Raw genomic sequence first — 15,961 nt, 5'->3', positions numbered from 1 at the left:
ATCCATTATCGAAAAAAGGATTTTGTGCGATATTGCGTATATGTTTCTGAGTTTAGTTTTAAATAATTTATTGATAATGAGTAGTCTTGTCTTGCTTTTTCTCTAATAATAAAACAACAGTATTTTCGGTAATTTAAGACTTTCGCTTAAAGGATAATTGCTGGTATTGGGGGACTAGCTATTTACTGTCTTAAGTAATTTTAGAAAAGGTTAGTCCGTCCTGATAAACTGTTCTGCTAACCTGTTTGGCGTATACTATTGGATACTTTCTGAGCCAACCGCATGACCTGCGTAGCCTGAAACTGGCCACCTCGTGCCGTTCGAAAGCCAGCGCGGTTCAGTTCAGCCGCAATCTCCGTATAGTTCTTATTCGCCTGACGCATCATAGCAATCATCGAAGTCGCTCGTCGATTATTCTCATTGGCAGCCGCTCGTCGAAGGTTGCCGGCCGTACCGCTACGTCGGGCCTCATCCGTCAAGTTTTCCGGTTTGCCCAACGTAGCACCTTTAGCCTTTTTCGCGGCCAGAGCCGCTTTGGTCCGACTGCTGATCAGCTCCCGTTCGTGCTGCGCCAACGTAGCAAAAATGCCAATGGTCAACGTATTAGCATCGGGCATATCGACACACTGAAAATTAACCCCTAAATCACGTAGTGTAAAAATAAACGAAGCGTTGCGGCTCAGTCGGTCCAGTTTGGCAATGACTAACGTAACGCCTTCCTTCTTACTACGTTCAATCGCGGCTGCCAGTTGCTCACGTTTGTCTTTTTTTCGGATTATACTTCCGTGTATTCCGCAACGATAACCCCTTTCACATAGCCGGCCACCGCGTTACGTTGTGCGTAGAGGCCGATCCTATCTCTGATCAACAGGTGCTAGTGCGTTACGTATTGAGATGAACCTGTGCCAGCCTTATGTTTGACTTTTCTCTAGTTGCTTTCGATGTAACAGTCGCATCACCTGAGTAGCTTGGAACTCGCATCCCCTAGAGGTTTTGAATCCCGATCCGTTGAGATGAGCAGCTATTTCGGTATAGTTACTACCCGCTTTACTCATCATCTGGGCCACCGACGTAGCACGTCGGTTGTTATCATTTTCCGCAGCCATTTCCTTGTTAAGCCGAACACCGAGCACCGAAGCTGCTGCTTTCTTCTCGTTTGGTCCGCTGGCTCTCCATTCGCCCAGACGTTTCCGTCTAGCTTCAAGTGCCTGACGGGTTCTGATGCTAATAAGCTCTCGCTCCCGATCAGCGATAGCCATAAACAGCGTGAGCGTGAACTTATCCAGATTCGGAATGTCACAGGACTCTAGCCGCTCGTTTAAATCCCGATAGATACTCAGCGCTTGCTCTGTATTACGGCTCAATCGGTCAATCTTTGCCACTACCAACGTAGCACCTTCCTTTTTGCAGAGAGCAATAGCCTTTTGCAATTCGGGCCGTTTGTGGATGGTCTTGCCTGAGCGGACGTCGGTAAACTCAGCAATCAACTCCTTACCCGTATAGTAGTGTTCGATGTAGGACCGTTGAGCCTCCAGTCCTAAGCCTGACTCCCCCTGCTTTTTGGTCGATACCCGGAAATAAAGAACGTACTTCATCGCAATTAGTGATTGATAGATTGGTTAGCCTAGGAATTTGACGGGTTAATTCGTCCCGGCATCGATTTAGCCGCTGATAGGGATTGCTCAAACTCTTTACTCGATAGCTCATCAAACCCATGAATAAATAGAATGGGGCCTACCTCATCTTCGTGATACTCTGTTTCCAAGCGTAACCACATACTCCAGCCAGGAACCTGCATATGGGACGTTGTACCGACACTTACACTTTCGGCTGGCCGGCGCTGGTACAAATCCGCATAGTTTTTAACCAGATCAGGTAGCTGCTTGATCAGGCCAGCCTGTACGTCAACAGGCAGGCGATTAAAAGTTAGTCTAGCCTCATCAGACCATTCCACATCGAAAGGCATGTCTTGAATTGAATTTGTTTCCATGCGCCTAAAGTGTTATTGTTATTGTGCTTATATATTCCTATTTTACAATATCATAACGTGCGTCATGGTATTGTAAAGGAAATCATTTGTACAATTTACCTGTCGGCCAGAAACAGAACCGGGAACCTGTTACAGTTCCCGGATACTTATTTGACCAATACGTTCGCCTTCGCCTTGCTACGTTCCAGCACTTCCTGGAGCGTCACCCGTTTCCCGTCAGGATGGCTTTCGAAATAGGTCTGTTCCATTTCGGATGCCTCGGCCATTCCACGTTTCGGATTGTCGGATTTAGTTGGCTTGGTTTGCATGCTCGTTCAGTTGGTTTGCTTGGTTCTCCAAACAGTAATCGGTCGGATCCGGTCGCTGGGCCGTCTGAACAGAAAGTGCTACGTTACGTTGGCGGATAATCTGTATGGGTCATCGAGTAACGTTTCGATTTCCGCTACGTCGATGAATAGGCTCCTTTCCTGAACCTGTTCCTGTTTCGACAAATTGCCCTCGTCCCATTCAAACGTCATTATTGGTACTGATTTTTATTGTCCAAGTGAGTTTCGGTGACACCCAAATTATCAAGGTACTGTTTTGCGCCAACGGTGTCATTACAATGCCATGAACCGTTGGATAGAAGAATTGATCCAATGCCCTGGGTGTACGAGTACCAATGTGCACCTAAAATACAATTTCTCTCTTCGTCGGTCAGGTGGTCAACGTCGTTATAAATCATCATAATATGTCAAAGTAAGGGATAAGAATTTTTCTATGATAATCATTTAATGTGTCCCACGTTCCACTAAATGTGTATGTTAATCCGGTATGATATGGAAAGGTAAGTGGGGCGGTCGTTAGGCTTTACTAAAACACCGATATCCGCGCGATTTAGAGGGAATATTATTACCATTAGCCGTTTACTGCGTTTATAATGTCGTGAAATTCGGCTGGAGGCAAGTGTCGCCATTCCGGATTTCTGGCTCCGTATTTGTCCCAAGTGAATGTAACAAGGTCGTAGGATTCGCCATAGGGCATTGGTCGCTGTTCTTCGGAATAGTGCTCTACAAACAACATTCGCTTAGGGTCCAGACCAAACCGCTTCACTACCTCAGTGGCTATTGTCTCGGCCGCGTTGGTCACGCTCATGCCTTCGCCGGTTTCGCTTACTACGACCAGTTGAATCTCCGGGTAAATAGTCAGGTCGCACGAACTAGGGTAGCCGTTCGTGGCCTTGAAGTTGAGCCGATACCGTTCCATTACTTCGCGTCAGGTGCGTTTGATCGGTGAAAAGCGTAGTCTTCTTCGCTGAGGTGTAACCGTAAAAATTCGTCCATACCGATGTCGTGCCGTTCGAGTATATATCGACGAAAACCAAAGCTGCTTTTTGCTTTCTGGAGTCCCTCCCGCTCCTCGGCTCTACGTAGCCCCTCGTGTTCTATACCGCTCAGGTATTCCTCAAAGTAAACCTGTAGGATTTCGTTGCTGTAGGCTGCCAACTCCTTAGCGCGGTTATAGTAGCAATACGTAGCATTGCCAATCCGAAACATTCGGGCCATCCATTCCCGGTTTTCTTCGGGTAAACTGGCCAGCGTTTCTGCCTGTTGCTGATTGTACTTTTCTATTGGGTGTCGCATAGATTAACGCAGGGGAGGCATTTTAAAGCGTGACGGTTCATTATATACAGTATCCTCATTGGTAAAGAGACCTCCGGTACTACTTCTAGCTATTCGATAAATTTGGTCGTAGGGTATTCGTATGCGCTCGGCAGGAGTATCCTGCTCCGGGCTGAAGAACGTATCCAGCAAAACACCCTGCTCATCAAAGTCAATGTTAGCTGCCGAATCCTGATGGACATATATAGGAGCCATATATTGCCGAGTATGCTGTCTCTCACTATCAACAAAATCAAAGTAACTGGCCGAAACCATATAATGGCAGTCCGAATCGGAATAGTCGGCAACCATCTGCTTAAGTACAGTGAGTAAGTGAAGATCAGGATTCACGGTTTTGAATGTGTCAACTATGGGGGAGCTGTCTGACATATCACAAAAGTTAAGGTTCGCCCAAGCAAAAAGCCCAACTTGATTTGTAAAAATAAACGATTCCTGTCAACTACGTTTGTTATCCGTCGTCGGTGCTACGTCATGTTACGTTAGAAAGTGAGGCCAATAACGGAGAATTTCGTTATCGGCCCCAAAATCCTCAAAAATTCTTCCCGTGTCGATCCGTCCGCAGCAACCAACCGGCCAGAATCATCAGCGCAAACAGAACAAGGGTTTTTGCTACGTATCCACTCATCAGCAGCATAGTTCCGATTGAATTACTACGTTCCAGGATGAGGGTATAAACGACTGACCGGCCTCCTCACGACGTTTCCATTCGCGCAGCAGCGCGCGGTACTTTTTGCGCCCGGTTTCGATGAACGTACCAGTGGCCCGGTACTCGACCGTCCAGATATGAAACGGTTTCACTTTCTGCACCCCCACGAACACAAAGCGGCTGGCGCCCAAACTGTCCAGGTAAAAAGCGGCCTGTCGATCGTAGCTGTAGGTAGTCAGCGACCGCAGAAAACCGGCAAAGGTTGGCTGGCTCGTACTTTTAAAGTCGATGACCAGGTGATTCTTGTGCACTACGTCCAGTTTGGATTTCAGCAGTAAACCCGTGCCGGCATCTTCCCAAAGCTGAACGGTTTCCTTGCGACTGAACCGCAGCGCCCAGCGGCAGAATTTATCACGGTGCACCTGATTCGCCAGGTTGTGCAACAATTTCCGGTCGAGGGTGTCCGCTACGTTGGGAACGGGTTCAATCTGCTGGCCAGGGCGCTCGAGAATCAGCTCGTGCAGGGCCGAACCGAATTGCATCGCCTTTGCGGGTTTGTAGGGGCGGTATCCAAAAATATGATCGCGGAATTCAGAGAGGTCGGAATTAGATATTCGGGGCAATGAACGGTAATCCATATACGTGTTTGGTGAAGACCGGGAACCGCTACGTGTCCCCGGTCGGTGGGTTTAGAATGAAATCACAAAAGCGGGTTCGATGGGTAGTGCTACGTCGCCTAAAAAGGTGATCAATGGCCGCACCTGATCGGCCGTCAGAGCTGTGCTGATCGTTTCACCTTCGGCGTTATAGCCGCAAATCAGACCGTTTCCGGCAAAGCGATTATCAAATCCGGCAATCATAAACTTGGCGGGCTGTGGGTTGTGTAACAGCCCTTCATCGTCGATCCATAAATCGGTTTCATCATCCAGAACCACCCGGTCAACACACGTGCAGCCAATGGCGGCATACATAGCCTGGAGTCCGTTATCGAGTTGAATGTCAGCGACCGTCTGAGTCACTACGTCGATTTCTATGGCGTTAATCTTCATAAGTCTTGTCAGGTGATTTGTGGCCCACTGCTACGTTGGGGAAACAGTGGGCCGGTTTGTGAAAGTGAGTAATTAGAATGGTTCAGATCATGACGCCACAGCGTTCGTAGAACCAGAGTGTTTGCCAGTCATACAGAATCAGCCAGGCATCGGCGGGTGTTACGTTCGGAATCTGGTTGGCGTAGATTCCTAGCCATTCGACCGCGCTGGCCACCAATTGAGCCGCGTCAGCGGTGAAGGCTGTCTTCTTCTGTTCCTCAACGATCTCATCCCAGAAGCGAAACGTCGCTTTCTTGTGAGCATACAGTCGTTCCATAAATACGGGTGTTTGTGGTCCCGATACGTTAGCATCGGGACCCGTGAGGGATTAGGCTTCGGTGGGGGCAGGTAACTCGGCTGCGGTAACGGGAGCGGGCAAAGCGTGGCCAACGGCGAACGTATCGGATACAACAGCGTAAACGGCGGTGGCTGTCAACGTATCAGCTCGGTAAACCGGCATGTTCAGGGCGTATGTGCGCAGTTCTGCTACGTCGGCCGCGTTCGCTTCGGTGTAGGAAAATTTGGCCAGAAACCACGTACCGGCGGGCTGCACCTTCTCGTTTTTCTTCTTCTCGCTGGTAATGGTCAGCACGACGTCTGCCAGCGTCAGATCATCGTAGAAAAGCGGTTCAATCAGCCCGTATAATTCATTGACCGATGAATTATTGAACATGATCGAACTGAGGGCATTGGTCGCATCGACGAAAAACAGTTCGGCCCAGATTTCATTACGTCCGCGCGCAAATAGGTTTTCTTCAAAGATGCGCCAGGCAACGGGTTGAAGGGTGAGGCTGGTGCCCATGTCGCGGGTTCCGTCGATGTTAAAGCGTCCGGTCTGGCCATTGAAACGGTACTGGCGGGGGCGTCCCGGTGCCAGGCATTTGATCAGGCTCGTTACGTCGCCGGTTTCTTCGTTTACCGTGGTGTATTTCATAGTTGTAGGCATTTGAATGTAGGTAGAGAATGGCCGGGAGCTTGGCCCGTCCCGGCCGATCGGGTTTTATGTTGGGTCAGCAAAGCGCTTCCCGGATGGCCGTTTCTAGTTCGTCCCACCAGTCGACCGCGTTGATCAGCGGCAGTACGTCAGTGCCGTTAATGGTGGCCGTGATTGGATAGATTTCCAGACCGGAGCCGGGATAATCGCGGCTTGGGCGTTCAGCGCGTTCGTAGGTGCCGGTTATGGACATAGCTACGCCATGAAGCCGGACGGTTTCGGAAAATCGCATAGGAAGTGAGGGATTAAGCCCGGCACCACTGGCCGGGCCAGATGGGAATTATTTGTTTACGAACGCCAGAAAACCCTGCATAAGACTTTCATCTACTTGCGCAGGTGGTGTGCGGAATTGCTCATACTCACCGAAAAATTCAGCGGTGGCGGCTTGGGCTTTATAGCGAGTTGCTACGTATTCAGCATAATTTGAAGGGCTGTAGCCACTTTCTACCCGCTCGTAATATTCTTGATTTAAAAAGCTACCCGTTTGAAATATAATAGATGCATAAACGGGATAACGCTCATTCAGCGTCTGGCTAAACGTGATAGTTTCTGTGAACTGACCGGGGGCAACTGCTACGTAACGGTTCGCGGTTTTAAAATAGTGAATCTGATTCATGGTTCTAATTTTCTAAGTGTTAAATATGCTATTGTTGTCATGTGTTGCGCTTTCACCTGCTCAATTCCAACACTTAAAGATACGCAAAAGATGTGATATATTATACTATACAGTATAAAAAATAATATTAAATGGTATAAAATTATGGAACTGGAACACAGAACTATTAGTTATACTAGTATGAAAACAGCACTACTGGCTAGCCGCCAACTAACCAGCGCCGACCACTACGTCCAGGTGAAAACCGCACTTGACCAACTGGGGACAACGCACCTGCTGCACGGCGCCGAAGGCGCCGGCAAACAGCATGCGGAGACCTGGGCAACCGAAACGGGAAAACCAGAAACTGGTTACGCCCCGAACTGGAAAGAGCACGGCCGAGCCGCCGGGCCGATACGTGGTAAAAAGCTGGTGAGCGACGCCGACAACGTACTGGCGTTATGGGATGGCAAAAGCACCGGAACGGCTAACGAACTGAAGGAGGCCAAACGACAGGGAAAACGGGTGCAGCTGATACTCGTTTAAAAACTAGTTTGATGCCCAAACCACCCAAACCCAGATGACCACTGAATAATATCCCAATTTGACTTACGCTTGATACTGTCCGCGACTCGGCGAACTTCCCTGACCCACCAAATCCCGGCGCGGACTTTTCCCCGTTTATTCGTTTGGCCCCACGGCCTGAGTGGCCCGCGTCGGCACTCTTTACTGATGCGTCAGCCATACGACACGCAAGCCCACGCCCGGCACCACAAACCTACTGAACGCGAAGAGGTTTACTGCCGGGTGTGGGCTTGTGCAACCTAACCCGCGCCACAAGCTACCGCCTGATCGAAGGGGCGCGGTACGTAGCGGACGGGGCCACAACGACCGGACGCGACCGGGGCCGGGCGGTTGGCGCGTAGCGAAGCCGCTGGCCCCGGGCACGACCGGGCGAACTGGCTGGTTTCTCATCTACGAATTTTATTTCATAGAGCCAGTTCGAACCATTAATTTGCACGAAATAGTATAAAGTATGACTAGCGACGTGTCCTCGTTACGTATCAAAACCATTGTCAGTGCGCTCGGCTTGAAAACGCAGGATTTTGCTTCTGAACTGGAAATCAATAAAATGCAGATGTACCGCTATACGTCAGGCCAGTCTGTTCCCGCCTGGGAAACGCTTGATAAAATCCTGTCGAAATTTCCGAACGTATCGGCTGAGTACCTGATGCGGGGTAAAGGAGCAGTTTTGATCGAATAAATTCCCAAAAACTCGGAAATCAATTTAAACTGTAAGTAAGATTATAACAATCAGTACATTTATTATCGAGCCAGTAACTTACCCAATTTCTCTTCTAAATCACGGATTTGAATATCCTGAGCCACGATCTTTTTACTGCTGTTCAATAAGATGGCAGTCGGAAGTCGCCCAATCTGGTATGTAGCGTGAACCCCTGTTTCTTCTTCCAGATCAATCAGTACTGGCCAGGGTAATTTCTCCTTCAGTAAAGCAGCTCTGGACGTCTGACTATCAAATTCTCGAGAGATGGTGATGATTTCGAATCCTAGCGAGTGATAGCGTTCATAGAGTTTTTGGAGTGCCCCGTGTCGGCGTTTGTTGGAAGGTACGTAGCTGCTGGAGAAATCCAATAGTATGTACTTCGCCTTAATATCCGCTAAACTTAACCGCTTCTCTGTTAAAGTAGATAACTCAAAATTTAATGCTCTTTGACCCACCTGGTTCGCGGTTAGTTCCCGCTGAATCTTTTGGTAGACGCATACTCCCGAAAAGTAGGTAGTTTGGCAAATAGCTCGTTTCGTGTCTGATACGGGAAAGCCAGAAATCTAGATCTAAATAGATACCAGCTTGAGATAACCTTGGGATTAGTAGCAATCAGGTTAGCCAGCACCGCTACGTATTCGGTATGTAATGAATCCTGTAGTTGCTCCATTCGCTCCATGACGTCAGGAAGCGATTTACCTGAAAGAGAATTTTGGGGCTCTATTGAGCTAAACTGAAATTGACTACTTAATTCGGTATGCTTTTCCTGAAGTTGAGCTAACAAGCTGGCTTGATGATTCCAGAGTTCAGAAGCGGATGAACCAGCGATTTGAGGAGGTGCTGATAGGTGGTCACTGAACGTGATACGTATATCGGCCGTGTCAATGAACAGGTTCACATCCTTTTTTCGGTTCTCGATCCATATGTAGGCCGGACATGGCTCAGCGACAGTAACCACGAAGATGGCGTGCCCATCCAATGCCAAGGTCGATTTAATAATAGGCTTGCTCTCAGGGCGCTTGATGACTAGTTTACATTCAGTACTGTCTTGAGCCAGGGGTACGTAGCATTCGATTCGGCTAGTCAACTGGGCACTGGCTAGTAGCGGATTTATAAGCAGGCAGATAAGAATAACGAGAAGGCAACTAGTTTGAAACGATACGTCGATTTTATGGCTGAATTGTTGGGTGACACGTTTCATCAGAAGCCCTGTTTTCGTAAGCTTAACACTTTGCTCTAGTAACGCTGATTCGCAAAATATTTATTCGTATAGGCTGAATCGATTATGTAAAAAACTGAAATGAGATAAGTGTTTACGAACCTTGACAGCGACGATTAGCCATAAAAAAAGCTCTCACTCAGGGGAGCTTACCGCTTCGGGAAGAGCTCGCTTAGCGAGCCCGCATCCGGTAGATCGTCCGACCACGCAGACCTACTAGAGGGCCACCGACTTCAATGATGCGGGGCCGAGCCGGGCGGTTGATGTGCATTAATTTAGTGTTCATCGTCTTTGTTGTTTGTGAATGTGCTACAAAAATAATGGAGAGCGTACTCAGCTGTCAACGAAGAATTGGTCAAGCGTTGAATTTAAGTGATGAATCGCTTAAAAACGGCGATAAATGGTATATGTACAGGATTGACTTATTCTAAGGATTCGGGTATGTAATTATTAAATTTATAGTATGAAATGAAGATATAGGACTTTTGTAAGAGGATAAAAAGAAAGCCAGACGACGGGAAAGTCACCTGGCTTCTGGTTTCACTCTGTGTGCAGGCGTACGGCTGCGTTTTAAGTGCATGTATGTCTACTTCGAGCGAAATACACTTTATAAACTAAGCCTGGAGTCAATTGTTTGAGGGGCGGCCTATTTTTTTGAAATTTGGCTAATATGACCGCTTATTTTTCAAATTAGTCTGACATCTCCGTCCCCGTCAGCTAAGACCAGCTGATGAAGAAGGATCGATTGTTCTTATTACTAGCTCTGGCCGCTTTACTATTGGCATTCGTTGATGGACCGTTCAGGTACGTCCTGCTAGGCTTTTCGACAAGTACCTTTTTGGTTTGTGTCTATAAAGGGATTGATCGAAATAATACTATTTAACATATTTGAGGTGGTTGTTGCAAAAGTCGGCATTGGTCCATACTGGGAAGAAAAAACCGCTGTTCTCCTATTGCCTTGCTAGGAAATAAGTTGAATTAATTGAAAAAATACCTCCACTTATTCCGAGCGCAAAGCATTCACCGGATTCGATAACGCAGCTTTAACCCCTTGGTAGCTAATCGTGAGCAGCCCGATTAGCAGGCTAACTAAACCTCCGCCAGCAAATACCCCCCAACTCAGGTTGACACGGTAAACGAAGTCCTGCAACCACTGATCCATTAAATAGTAAGCACTGGGTACCGCTATTAGAACTGAAAGAAGCATCAAAACTAGAAAGTCCCTAGACAGAAGAGAAAAAATAGTGATAACACTGGCACCCATAACTTTCCGGATACTAATTTCCTTGGAGCGCGTTTGACCAATAAACGTTATCAGTCCGAATAAGCCCAGACAAGCTAATGAAATCGCTACGGCTGTAAAAATTTGAACCATATAGGAAATCCTGGTCTGGGTTATAAACGCTTTCTGGAAATCAGCCTCTAAAAATGAATACTGAAACGGTGAATCAGGATCATAGTCACGATAAATTTTGTCCAGCATCGCGATCTGGTCACTTATTGGCTGCTGCCTACCAAGGCGAACTTGCATAATTCGGAATCCGCTAGGCGCCAACAGGGGCTTCTTGACTAAAAACAACATCGGCTGAATTTCCGCCTGCGGGCTTGTCAGGTTAAAATTCTTCACGATGCCTACTATTTTTCCGTATGCTAGCCCCCCTTCATTCAACAAGCGCTGCCCGATCACAGTACCAGTCGTATACCCTAATGTCTTAACCGCCATCTCGTTCAGCGTAACATAGAAACCCTCGTCATTAGCCGGTGCATCTTTATCTGGGATCGCCTGCCAGCTAAGACCAAGATTCGATACAAAATCCGCATCTACTTTCAGGGTTACCAGATCCGTCACTTTCCCCGATAAATGGCTTTGAAACTTACGCGTTCCGTAGGTCTTGAAAAACGGCGTATCTGACAAACTCAGCTGTTCAAGTCCGGTTTGACTCCTAACATCTTGCTTGAAAACATCACTTTTTGGGGCAACTTTGTCACTTAACGTGAGGGCCAACACCTGCTCTCGATCAAATCCAAGGTCTCGGCCTTTCATATAATTGATCTGCTGCTGCATTACCAGACTGCATAATATAAGTGTTGCCGAGACGCAGAACTGAAAAACGATCATGGTACTACGGGCTTTTTTACCCTTACTTCCACTGATGTAGTTTCCCTTGAGAACCTTGATGGGCGAAAAGCCCGACAGAATCAACGCTGGATAGAGCCCAGCTAAGATCGTACTGCTCACAAACAACCCAAGCAGGATGCCTATAAACGGAGTGCTAGTTAGCAAAGACAGCTCGATGCTAAGCCCGAAAAGAGTGTTAAACGGCTCCCTTAGCAACAACACCAGTCCAATCCCTACCAGAAAAGCAAGAAAAGTAACTAGTGTAGATTCTAAAAAGAACTGTTTAACCAGGCTGAAGTGGCTTGCACCGATTGTTTTTCTGACGCCAACCTCTTTTGCCCGCATGGTAGCTCGCGCTGTTGCCAGATTAATATAATTGAACAACGCTAGAGAAAGGATCAGCAGCGCAATAGCCGATAGGATATACAGAAGTTTGAGGCCTGACTTTTCATTAAAGGTATAGCTATTGCCAAACCGCAACTCACCTAAAGGTTCAAGCTCGTAATGGTCACTTTCGTTGTAGTTTAACGTGGCAATTAATTTACTAGCGACTTTGATATTCCTGGTAATCTTGGGAATTGACTCTTTTCGGTCAATTAGCAGGAACGTTTCGAAGTTGGGGAGGTTGTCAAAAGCAAATTGATTGATTTTTTGTAACGTACTCAGCGAGGAAACAAAATCGAATGTGAGCGTAGAGTTGGTCGGGACATTTTTAACGACACCGACTATTTCAAGCAGTTGTTGTCCATTGTAGCTGATCGTTTTCCCGATTGGATTCTGTTCCCCGAAATACTTATCCGCCATTTTCTCCGAAATAACCACTGTAAACGGCTTTTGGAGGAGCTTTGTCGCATTGCCACGGGTTAGTGGAAAACTAAAAATGGAGAACAAGGACTGATCAGCAAAGACAAAGCCCTTCTCTTCATGGATCAATGTCGGTTTTTCTGGCCGTTTAATACTTGTTGACCAAGTTCTATAAATTCGGGTATACCCTTTAACGTCTGGATTTTCCTGACTAAGCTGTGGCGCCAATTTTGACGAAGAGCCCGGATAAGAACTTCGTTGGTTGCGGGTTAAGATACGGAATAGGCGGTCTTGATTTGCATGAAATTTGTCGTAGCTCCATTCATGAAACACGAACTGGATAATGATGATTGAACCAGCAAGTCCAGCCGCTAGCCCAGCGATGCTAATGAGCGTAAATAACCGCTCTTTTCCTAAATTCCGAAAGGCTATTTTTACGTAACTTCTAAGCATAAAGGCAGGGGTTGAGTTTTCAAAACAGATCAATTAAAGAAATTTTCAACGGCCAGAATAGTTTATCTAGCAAAATAATCTGGGAATGATCGAAGTCTCCGTTTTACAAACACTTTAACTTTCCATCGAAATAAGAATATTGATCATTGATCTGAAGCAGTTTTGACTTTTGCAACAGCCACTGAGATTATACAACACAAAACTATATGGCCCTTTCTGCGCTTACTGGCAATAGTGACAGCCATGCTAGGCATGAGTTTGCCCACACTGAAAGCTCAGTCAGCCCATCCTCAAGGCAGCAACAAATTAATGGTGGAGTGGGCTGCTTACCTAGCTGATAAAGGACGCGTTGCGGACATGGATAGTTTACTGCCTGTTCAGCACTACTCGCTAACTGATTGCAAACAGTTGCTTAACCGGCTTTATGAGAATGATCAACGCTACAGGGACAGCCTTATCAACGGCTCCCAAACGAAACAGAAACAGAATTTCTACTGGCGAAAAATTATAGCCAACGATAAAACTAACCAGGCTTTACTTACTAAGATCATTACCCGTTACGGCTGGCCTACCATTAAACAGTATGGAAAACAGGGCTCTGAAACGGCCTATTTGATTGTGTGGCATGCCGATGTTACCTATCGGCGCAAATACTACCCACTGATTAAGCAGTCTTTTGAAAGGGGAACAATTACGGATAATCCTCTTGAGCTAGCTGAGCGACTTAAGCATTAACTTTACATATACCCAATTATACAACAGGAAAGAAACCTCCTAAGATGTCGATTGAATTAGTTCATAGGACTGTTAGCTCTCTTGGCTCAAAATGGCTGCTGGCTATGCTTTTGATTAGCGCTACAGCCTGTGCTCAAAAAAGCATTTCTATTCAGTTGGTTATCGTTTGCCGACAAGCTTCAGGCACGACTGGTCAAGATGTGGGGCTTCTGCTCGAGGCTAAGAACCAATCAGAACACGATGTAGGGCTGTACACGCCATCGCCTAGGGGTAGCCTGATACGTCACGTCAAGTATTATAAGTGGAATCCACTCACTAACCAATACATTGAGCTTAAGCACCCTCTTGATCAGGAATTCGAGCAGGAAAGGGCTTTGAAAGATAGTCTATATAGGACAACCGGGTCAATTGTTGATTCCTTTGGCCAACAGAATTATAATGCAAAGTCTGAGCTATATCAACAGTTCGTTCGGGATGATTCACTGTGGTACAATTACGATTATAACAATACCCAGTATGCCAAAACTATCAGTGAAACGGACCTAGAGCACTTTACCCAAGTGACTGGCTTAGAAAAGCGAACCGCCTTATTTACCCTGATGAAGTCCCAAGAACGTTGTCAGGACTTCACCAACATTACCTTTCTTTACCAGCAGCCAGGCGATTACAAGATCGTTCTGGCGTTACCTGACATTAATTTACATGGATCAGTTTGTAGAGTAGGTCAGTTTAGCATGATCGAACCTAAGTCGATCAGTAGCAACGAGCTGTATCTACGCATACGATGAAAGATCATGTTTGTAATCATAATGGCACTTGTACAACAAAAAAGTACATGTTCGTTTACCTAGTAAACACTCAACCTCATGAACAAGCTATTTCTAATTCTACCACTATTGGGGCTTTTTAGCTGTAAATCGGAAGATCAACCCACAGACGTGACTGCTCGCGCTTCGGGCAAATACATAGTTCAATCATACACTGTGTTCGGTGACACAATGTACTCCACCAGAGGTGTCAATAAGATTGGAGTGAGCGACTTTTATATAGTCGTTGACCGGAAGGGGCCTGATTCAGTACGAGTAGGGACATTTTACACCCGTAAGAGCTTGCCCGTCCGTTTTATAAAAGATGTTCGTGTTACTGAAGCCAGTGGCAGGCTTCAATTATCAGCTATTAACTATGTTGCTTCGGGTTATCAGGGAATTATAGAAGGAAACACATTCACCGAACGAAGTGTAAGTGCGGGATTGCTTATTCCGCTTGCTGACTCATCAAAAAGCACCTATGTTCCTTCTCCGGCAGGTATAATTATCTCGGCTCAAAAGTAAATTATTTTCAGAATCGAAAGATAGGAGCCAATTAGTCCAATACTTTTTTTATCCCTTTACATAATCTAAGTTATATAACAGAGCTAAAAATACTTATATAAAAGGGTCAAAAAAGCGAACGGGAGTTTTTAGAGTTTTCAGAGTTTTTCTCTAACTATGAGAATAGATTCTAACTTTTCTAGGGCATCTTCAGAAGTATAATATACCTCATCTGGTATTGTATCAAATCCGGGATTGTCCTCAGTAATCTCTGAAAAGCCAATTGAATCAGATAAATCAGAGTCGATCTGAATCACGTAGAAACGGTTATCATACCAAATATCAAGCATCCTCGCACCTGAGGCAAAGCTATGAACCTCATGTGTGATCGACCTTTCGGTGAGTTTGCCAATGATACACTGCAAAGTATCTATACTAGAAAGGCTCATTTACAGAAAGATAATGTTGTAAAAGTTATAATAGAAAGACGACTACAAAAGGCTCATTTATAGCATATTACCTAGGCCTGTTATATAACTACACTTATGTTATGTGAATTAGACAAGTTAGAACTAAAGGAACTATAATGCGCTTTTGTCCAAAATATTCAATTTATGTATCTCAAAGTTCGGGCATCTCTCTATACTGAAAACTCTCTTCGTTTTTTGGGCCCAGCGTTCGAAGAATTTCGATTTTCATACTGGAAGAAAGGACATTCACATTATATGTCATCAGGTAAGATTGTAGCGTTGCCAGAAGGAGCAATCTGTTTAGGAGAAACGAAGGTAATAGATATAATAGTGATTGATGGACCAGTTAGTACCACTTTACAAATAGGGGAAATTATAGAAATTGGAGCTGCGCAGAGCGCCATTGGGCTGGCAGAAATATTGGAGATTAACGAAAATAGAGTTGTTATATAAGTGCCAATATGTTAACAAAGTTAATAATCAAGATAGCAGTTTTTGGGAGTGCTCGCTGAACTGTGTCAACAGGATTTTATTCGAAGCGATGGGAGTTAATCCGCTCTTCAAAGATAATGCTGAACTGATTAATCACTTC

25 protein-coding genes are annotated in these 15,961 nt (G+C 45.9%); 6 read left to right on the top strand and 19 right to left on the bottom strand.

Annotated features, from left to right (window positions below; translation table 11 throughout):
• Positions 1–236 precede the first annotated feature (236 nt).
• The 14 genes from ACYVF1_RS28640 to ACYVF1_RS28575 form a co-directional block, all read right to left on the bottom strand.
• Positions 237–737: a recombinase family protein gene (locus ACYVF1_RS28640; protein ID WP_461085902.1), complete on the bottom strand. Its 501-nt coding sequence runs from the start codon at positions 735–737 to the stop codon at positions 237–239.
• Positions 738–911: 174 nt separating this feature from the next.
• Positions 912–1,595: a recombinase family protein gene (locus ACYVF1_RS28635; RefSeq protein ID WP_461085485.1), complete on the bottom strand. Its 684-nt coding sequence runs from the start codon at positions 1,593–1,595 to the stop codon at positions 912–914.
• A 29-nt stretch (positions 1,596–1,624) separates the two neighbouring features.
• Positions 1,625–1,990: a hypothetical protein gene (locus ACYVF1_RS28630; protein ID WP_461085483.1), complete on the bottom strand. Its 366-nt coding sequence runs from the start codon at positions 1,988–1,990 to the stop codon at positions 1,625–1,627.
• A 146-nt stretch (positions 1,991–2,136) separates the two neighbouring features.
• Positions 2,137–2,298, bottom strand: a complete 162-nt coding sequence (locus ACYVF1_RS28625) for a hypothetical protein (protein WP_461085481.1) — start codon at positions 2,296–2,298, stop codon at positions 2,137–2,139.
• A 78-nt stretch (positions 2,299–2,376) separates the two neighbouring features.
• Complete coding sequence (locus ACYVF1_RS28620; protein ID WP_461085479.1) at positions 2,377–2,508, bottom strand: hypothetical protein; 132 nt, start codon at positions 2,506–2,508, stop codon at positions 2,377–2,379.
• Positions 2,509–2,887: 379 nt separating this feature from the next.
• Entirely contained in the window at positions 2,888–3,235 is a 348-nt protein-coding gene (locus ACYVF1_RS28615) for a hypothetical protein (protein WP_461085477.1), read from the bottom strand.
• On the bottom strand, positions 3,235–3,612 hold the full coding sequence (locus ACYVF1_RS28610) for a hypothetical protein (RefSeq protein WP_461085475.1): 378 nt from the start codon (positions 3,610–3,612) through the stop codon (positions 3,235–3,237). The genes ACYVF1_RS28615 and ACYVF1_RS28610 overlap by 1 nt, the downstream gene beginning before the upstream one ends.
• Before the next feature lie 3 nt (positions 3,613–3,615).
• The gene (locus tag ACYVF1_RS28605) at positions 3,616–4,020 is read right to left on the bottom strand and encodes a hypothetical protein (RefSeq protein ID WP_461085473.1); all 405 of its coding nucleotides are present in this window, start codon (positions 4,018–4,020) and stop codon (positions 3,616–3,618) included.
• Between the two features lie 255 nt (positions 4,021–4,275).
• A complete protein-coding gene (locus ACYVF1_RS28600) occupies positions 4,276–4,935 on the bottom strand; it encodes a PD-(D/E)XK nuclease-like domain-containing protein (protein WP_461085471.1) in 660 nt (219 codons plus the stop codon).
• Positions 4,936–4,986: 51 nt separating this feature from the next.
• A complete protein-coding gene (locus tag ACYVF1_RS28595) occupies positions 4,987–5,346 on the bottom strand; it encodes a DUF3846 domain-containing protein (RefSeq protein WP_461085469.1) in 360 nt (119 codons plus the stop codon).
• An 82-nt stretch (positions 5,347–5,428) separates the two neighbouring features.
• Positions 5,429–5,662: a hypothetical protein gene (locus ACYVF1_RS28590; RefSeq protein WP_461085467.1), complete on the bottom strand. Its 234-nt coding sequence runs from the start codon at positions 5,660–5,662 to the stop codon at positions 5,429–5,431.
• A 51-nt stretch (positions 5,663–5,713) separates the two neighbouring features.
• A complete protein-coding gene (locus tag ACYVF1_RS28585) occupies positions 5,714–6,319 on the bottom strand; it encodes a hypothetical protein (RefSeq protein ID WP_461085465.1) in 606 nt (201 codons plus the stop codon).
• Between the two features lie 76 nt (positions 6,320–6,395).
• Positions 6,396–6,611, bottom strand: a complete 216-nt coding sequence (locus tag ACYVF1_RS28580) for a hypothetical protein (protein WP_461085463.1) — start codon at positions 6,609–6,611, stop codon at positions 6,396–6,398.
• A gap of 48 nt (positions 6,612–6,659) precedes the next feature.
• Entirely contained in the window at positions 6,660–6,995 is a 336-nt protein-coding gene (locus tag ACYVF1_RS28575) for a hypothetical protein (protein ID WP_461085461.1), read from the bottom strand.
• 180 nt (positions 6,996–7,175) lie between these two features.
• On the opposite strand from ACYVF1_RS28575, the gene ACYVF1_RS28570 reads away from it, so the two are divergent.
• A complete protein-coding gene (locus ACYVF1_RS28570) occupies positions 7,176–7,520 on the top strand; it encodes a hypothetical protein (protein WP_461085459.1) in 345 nt (114 codons plus the stop codon).
• Positions 7,521–7,700: 180 nt separating this feature from the next.
• Here the strand turns inward: ACYVF1_RS28570 and ACYVF1_RS28565 are convergent, their stop codons facing one another.
• On the bottom strand, positions 7,701–7,949 hold the full coding sequence (locus ACYVF1_RS28565) for a hypothetical protein (protein ID WP_461085457.1): 249 nt from the start codon (positions 7,947–7,949) through the stop codon (positions 7,701–7,703).
• A gap of 61 nt (positions 7,950–8,010) precedes the next feature.
• Here ACYVF1_RS28565 and ACYVF1_RS28560 point away from each other — a divergent pair, with 61 nt between their 5' ends.
• Complete coding sequence (locus ACYVF1_RS28560) at positions 8,011–8,238, top strand: helix-turn-helix domain-containing protein (protein ID WP_461085455.1); 228 nt, start codon at positions 8,011–8,013, stop codon at positions 8,236–8,238.
• Positions 8,239–8,300: 62 nt separating this feature from the next.
• Here the strand turns inward: ACYVF1_RS28560 and ACYVF1_RS28555 are convergent, their stop codons facing one another.
• The 3 genes from ACYVF1_RS28555 to ACYVF1_RS28545 form a co-directional block, all read right to left on the bottom strand.
• On the bottom strand, positions 8,301–8,714 hold the full coding sequence (locus ACYVF1_RS28555) for a TlpA family protein disulfide reductase (RefSeq protein WP_461085453.1): 414 nt from the start codon (positions 8,712–8,714) through the stop codon (positions 8,301–8,303).
• Positions 8,715–8,725: 11 nt separating this feature from the next.
• Positions 8,726–9,460: a DUF4369 domain-containing protein gene (locus tag ACYVF1_RS28550; RefSeq protein ID WP_461085451.1), complete on the bottom strand. Its 735-nt coding sequence runs from the start codon at positions 9,458–9,460 to the stop codon at positions 8,726–8,728.
• 1,018 nt (positions 9,461–10,478) lie between these two features.
• Positions 10,479–12,854, bottom strand: coding sequence for an ABC transporter permease (locus ACYVF1_RS28545; protein WP_461085449.1), 2,376 nt, complete (start codon positions 12,852–12,854; stop codon positions 10,479–10,481).
• A gap of 252 nt (positions 12,855–13,106) precedes the next feature.
• Between ACYVF1_RS28545 and ACYVF1_RS28540 the strand changes: the two genes are divergently transcribed.
• From ACYVF1_RS28540 to ACYVF1_RS28530, 3 genes are all read left to right on the top strand, one after another.
• Positions 13,107–13,589: a DUF6624 domain-containing protein gene (locus ACYVF1_RS28540; protein ID WP_461085447.1), complete on the top strand. Its 483-nt coding sequence runs from the start codon at positions 13,107–13,109 to the stop codon at positions 13,587–13,589.
• Positions 13,590–13,633: 44 nt separating this feature from the next.
• Complete coding sequence (locus tag ACYVF1_RS28535) at positions 13,634–14,377, top strand: hypothetical protein (RefSeq protein ID WP_461085445.1); 744 nt, start codon at positions 13,634–13,636, stop codon at positions 14,375–14,377.
• A 78-nt stretch (positions 14,378–14,455) separates the two neighbouring features.
• Positions 14,456–14,920 (top strand): hypothetical protein, encoded by a 465-nt coding sequence (locus ACYVF1_RS28530; protein WP_461085443.1) that lies wholly within the window; start codon positions 14,456–14,458, stop codon positions 14,918–14,920.
• A 137-nt stretch (positions 14,921–15,057) separates the two neighbouring features.
• Here the strand turns inward: ACYVF1_RS28530 and ACYVF1_RS28525 are convergent, their stop codons facing one another.
• On the bottom strand, positions 15,058–15,348 hold the full coding sequence (locus tag ACYVF1_RS28525; RefSeq protein WP_461085441.1) for a hypothetical protein: 291 nt from the start codon (positions 15,346–15,348) through the stop codon (positions 15,058–15,060).
• 165 nt (positions 15,349–15,513) lie between these two features.
• Here ACYVF1_RS28525 and ACYVF1_RS28520 point away from each other — a divergent pair, with 165 nt between their 5' ends.
• Positions 15,514–15,822, top strand: a complete 309-nt coding sequence (locus ACYVF1_RS28520) for a hypothetical protein (RefSeq protein ID WP_461085439.1) — start codon at positions 15,514–15,516, stop codon at positions 15,820–15,822.
• Positions 15,823–15,961: the final 139 nt, after the last annotated feature.

It is taken from the genome of Spirosoma flavus (assembly GCF_054778555.1).
This window is presented reverse-complemented; position numbering and strand designations above follow the sequence as displayed.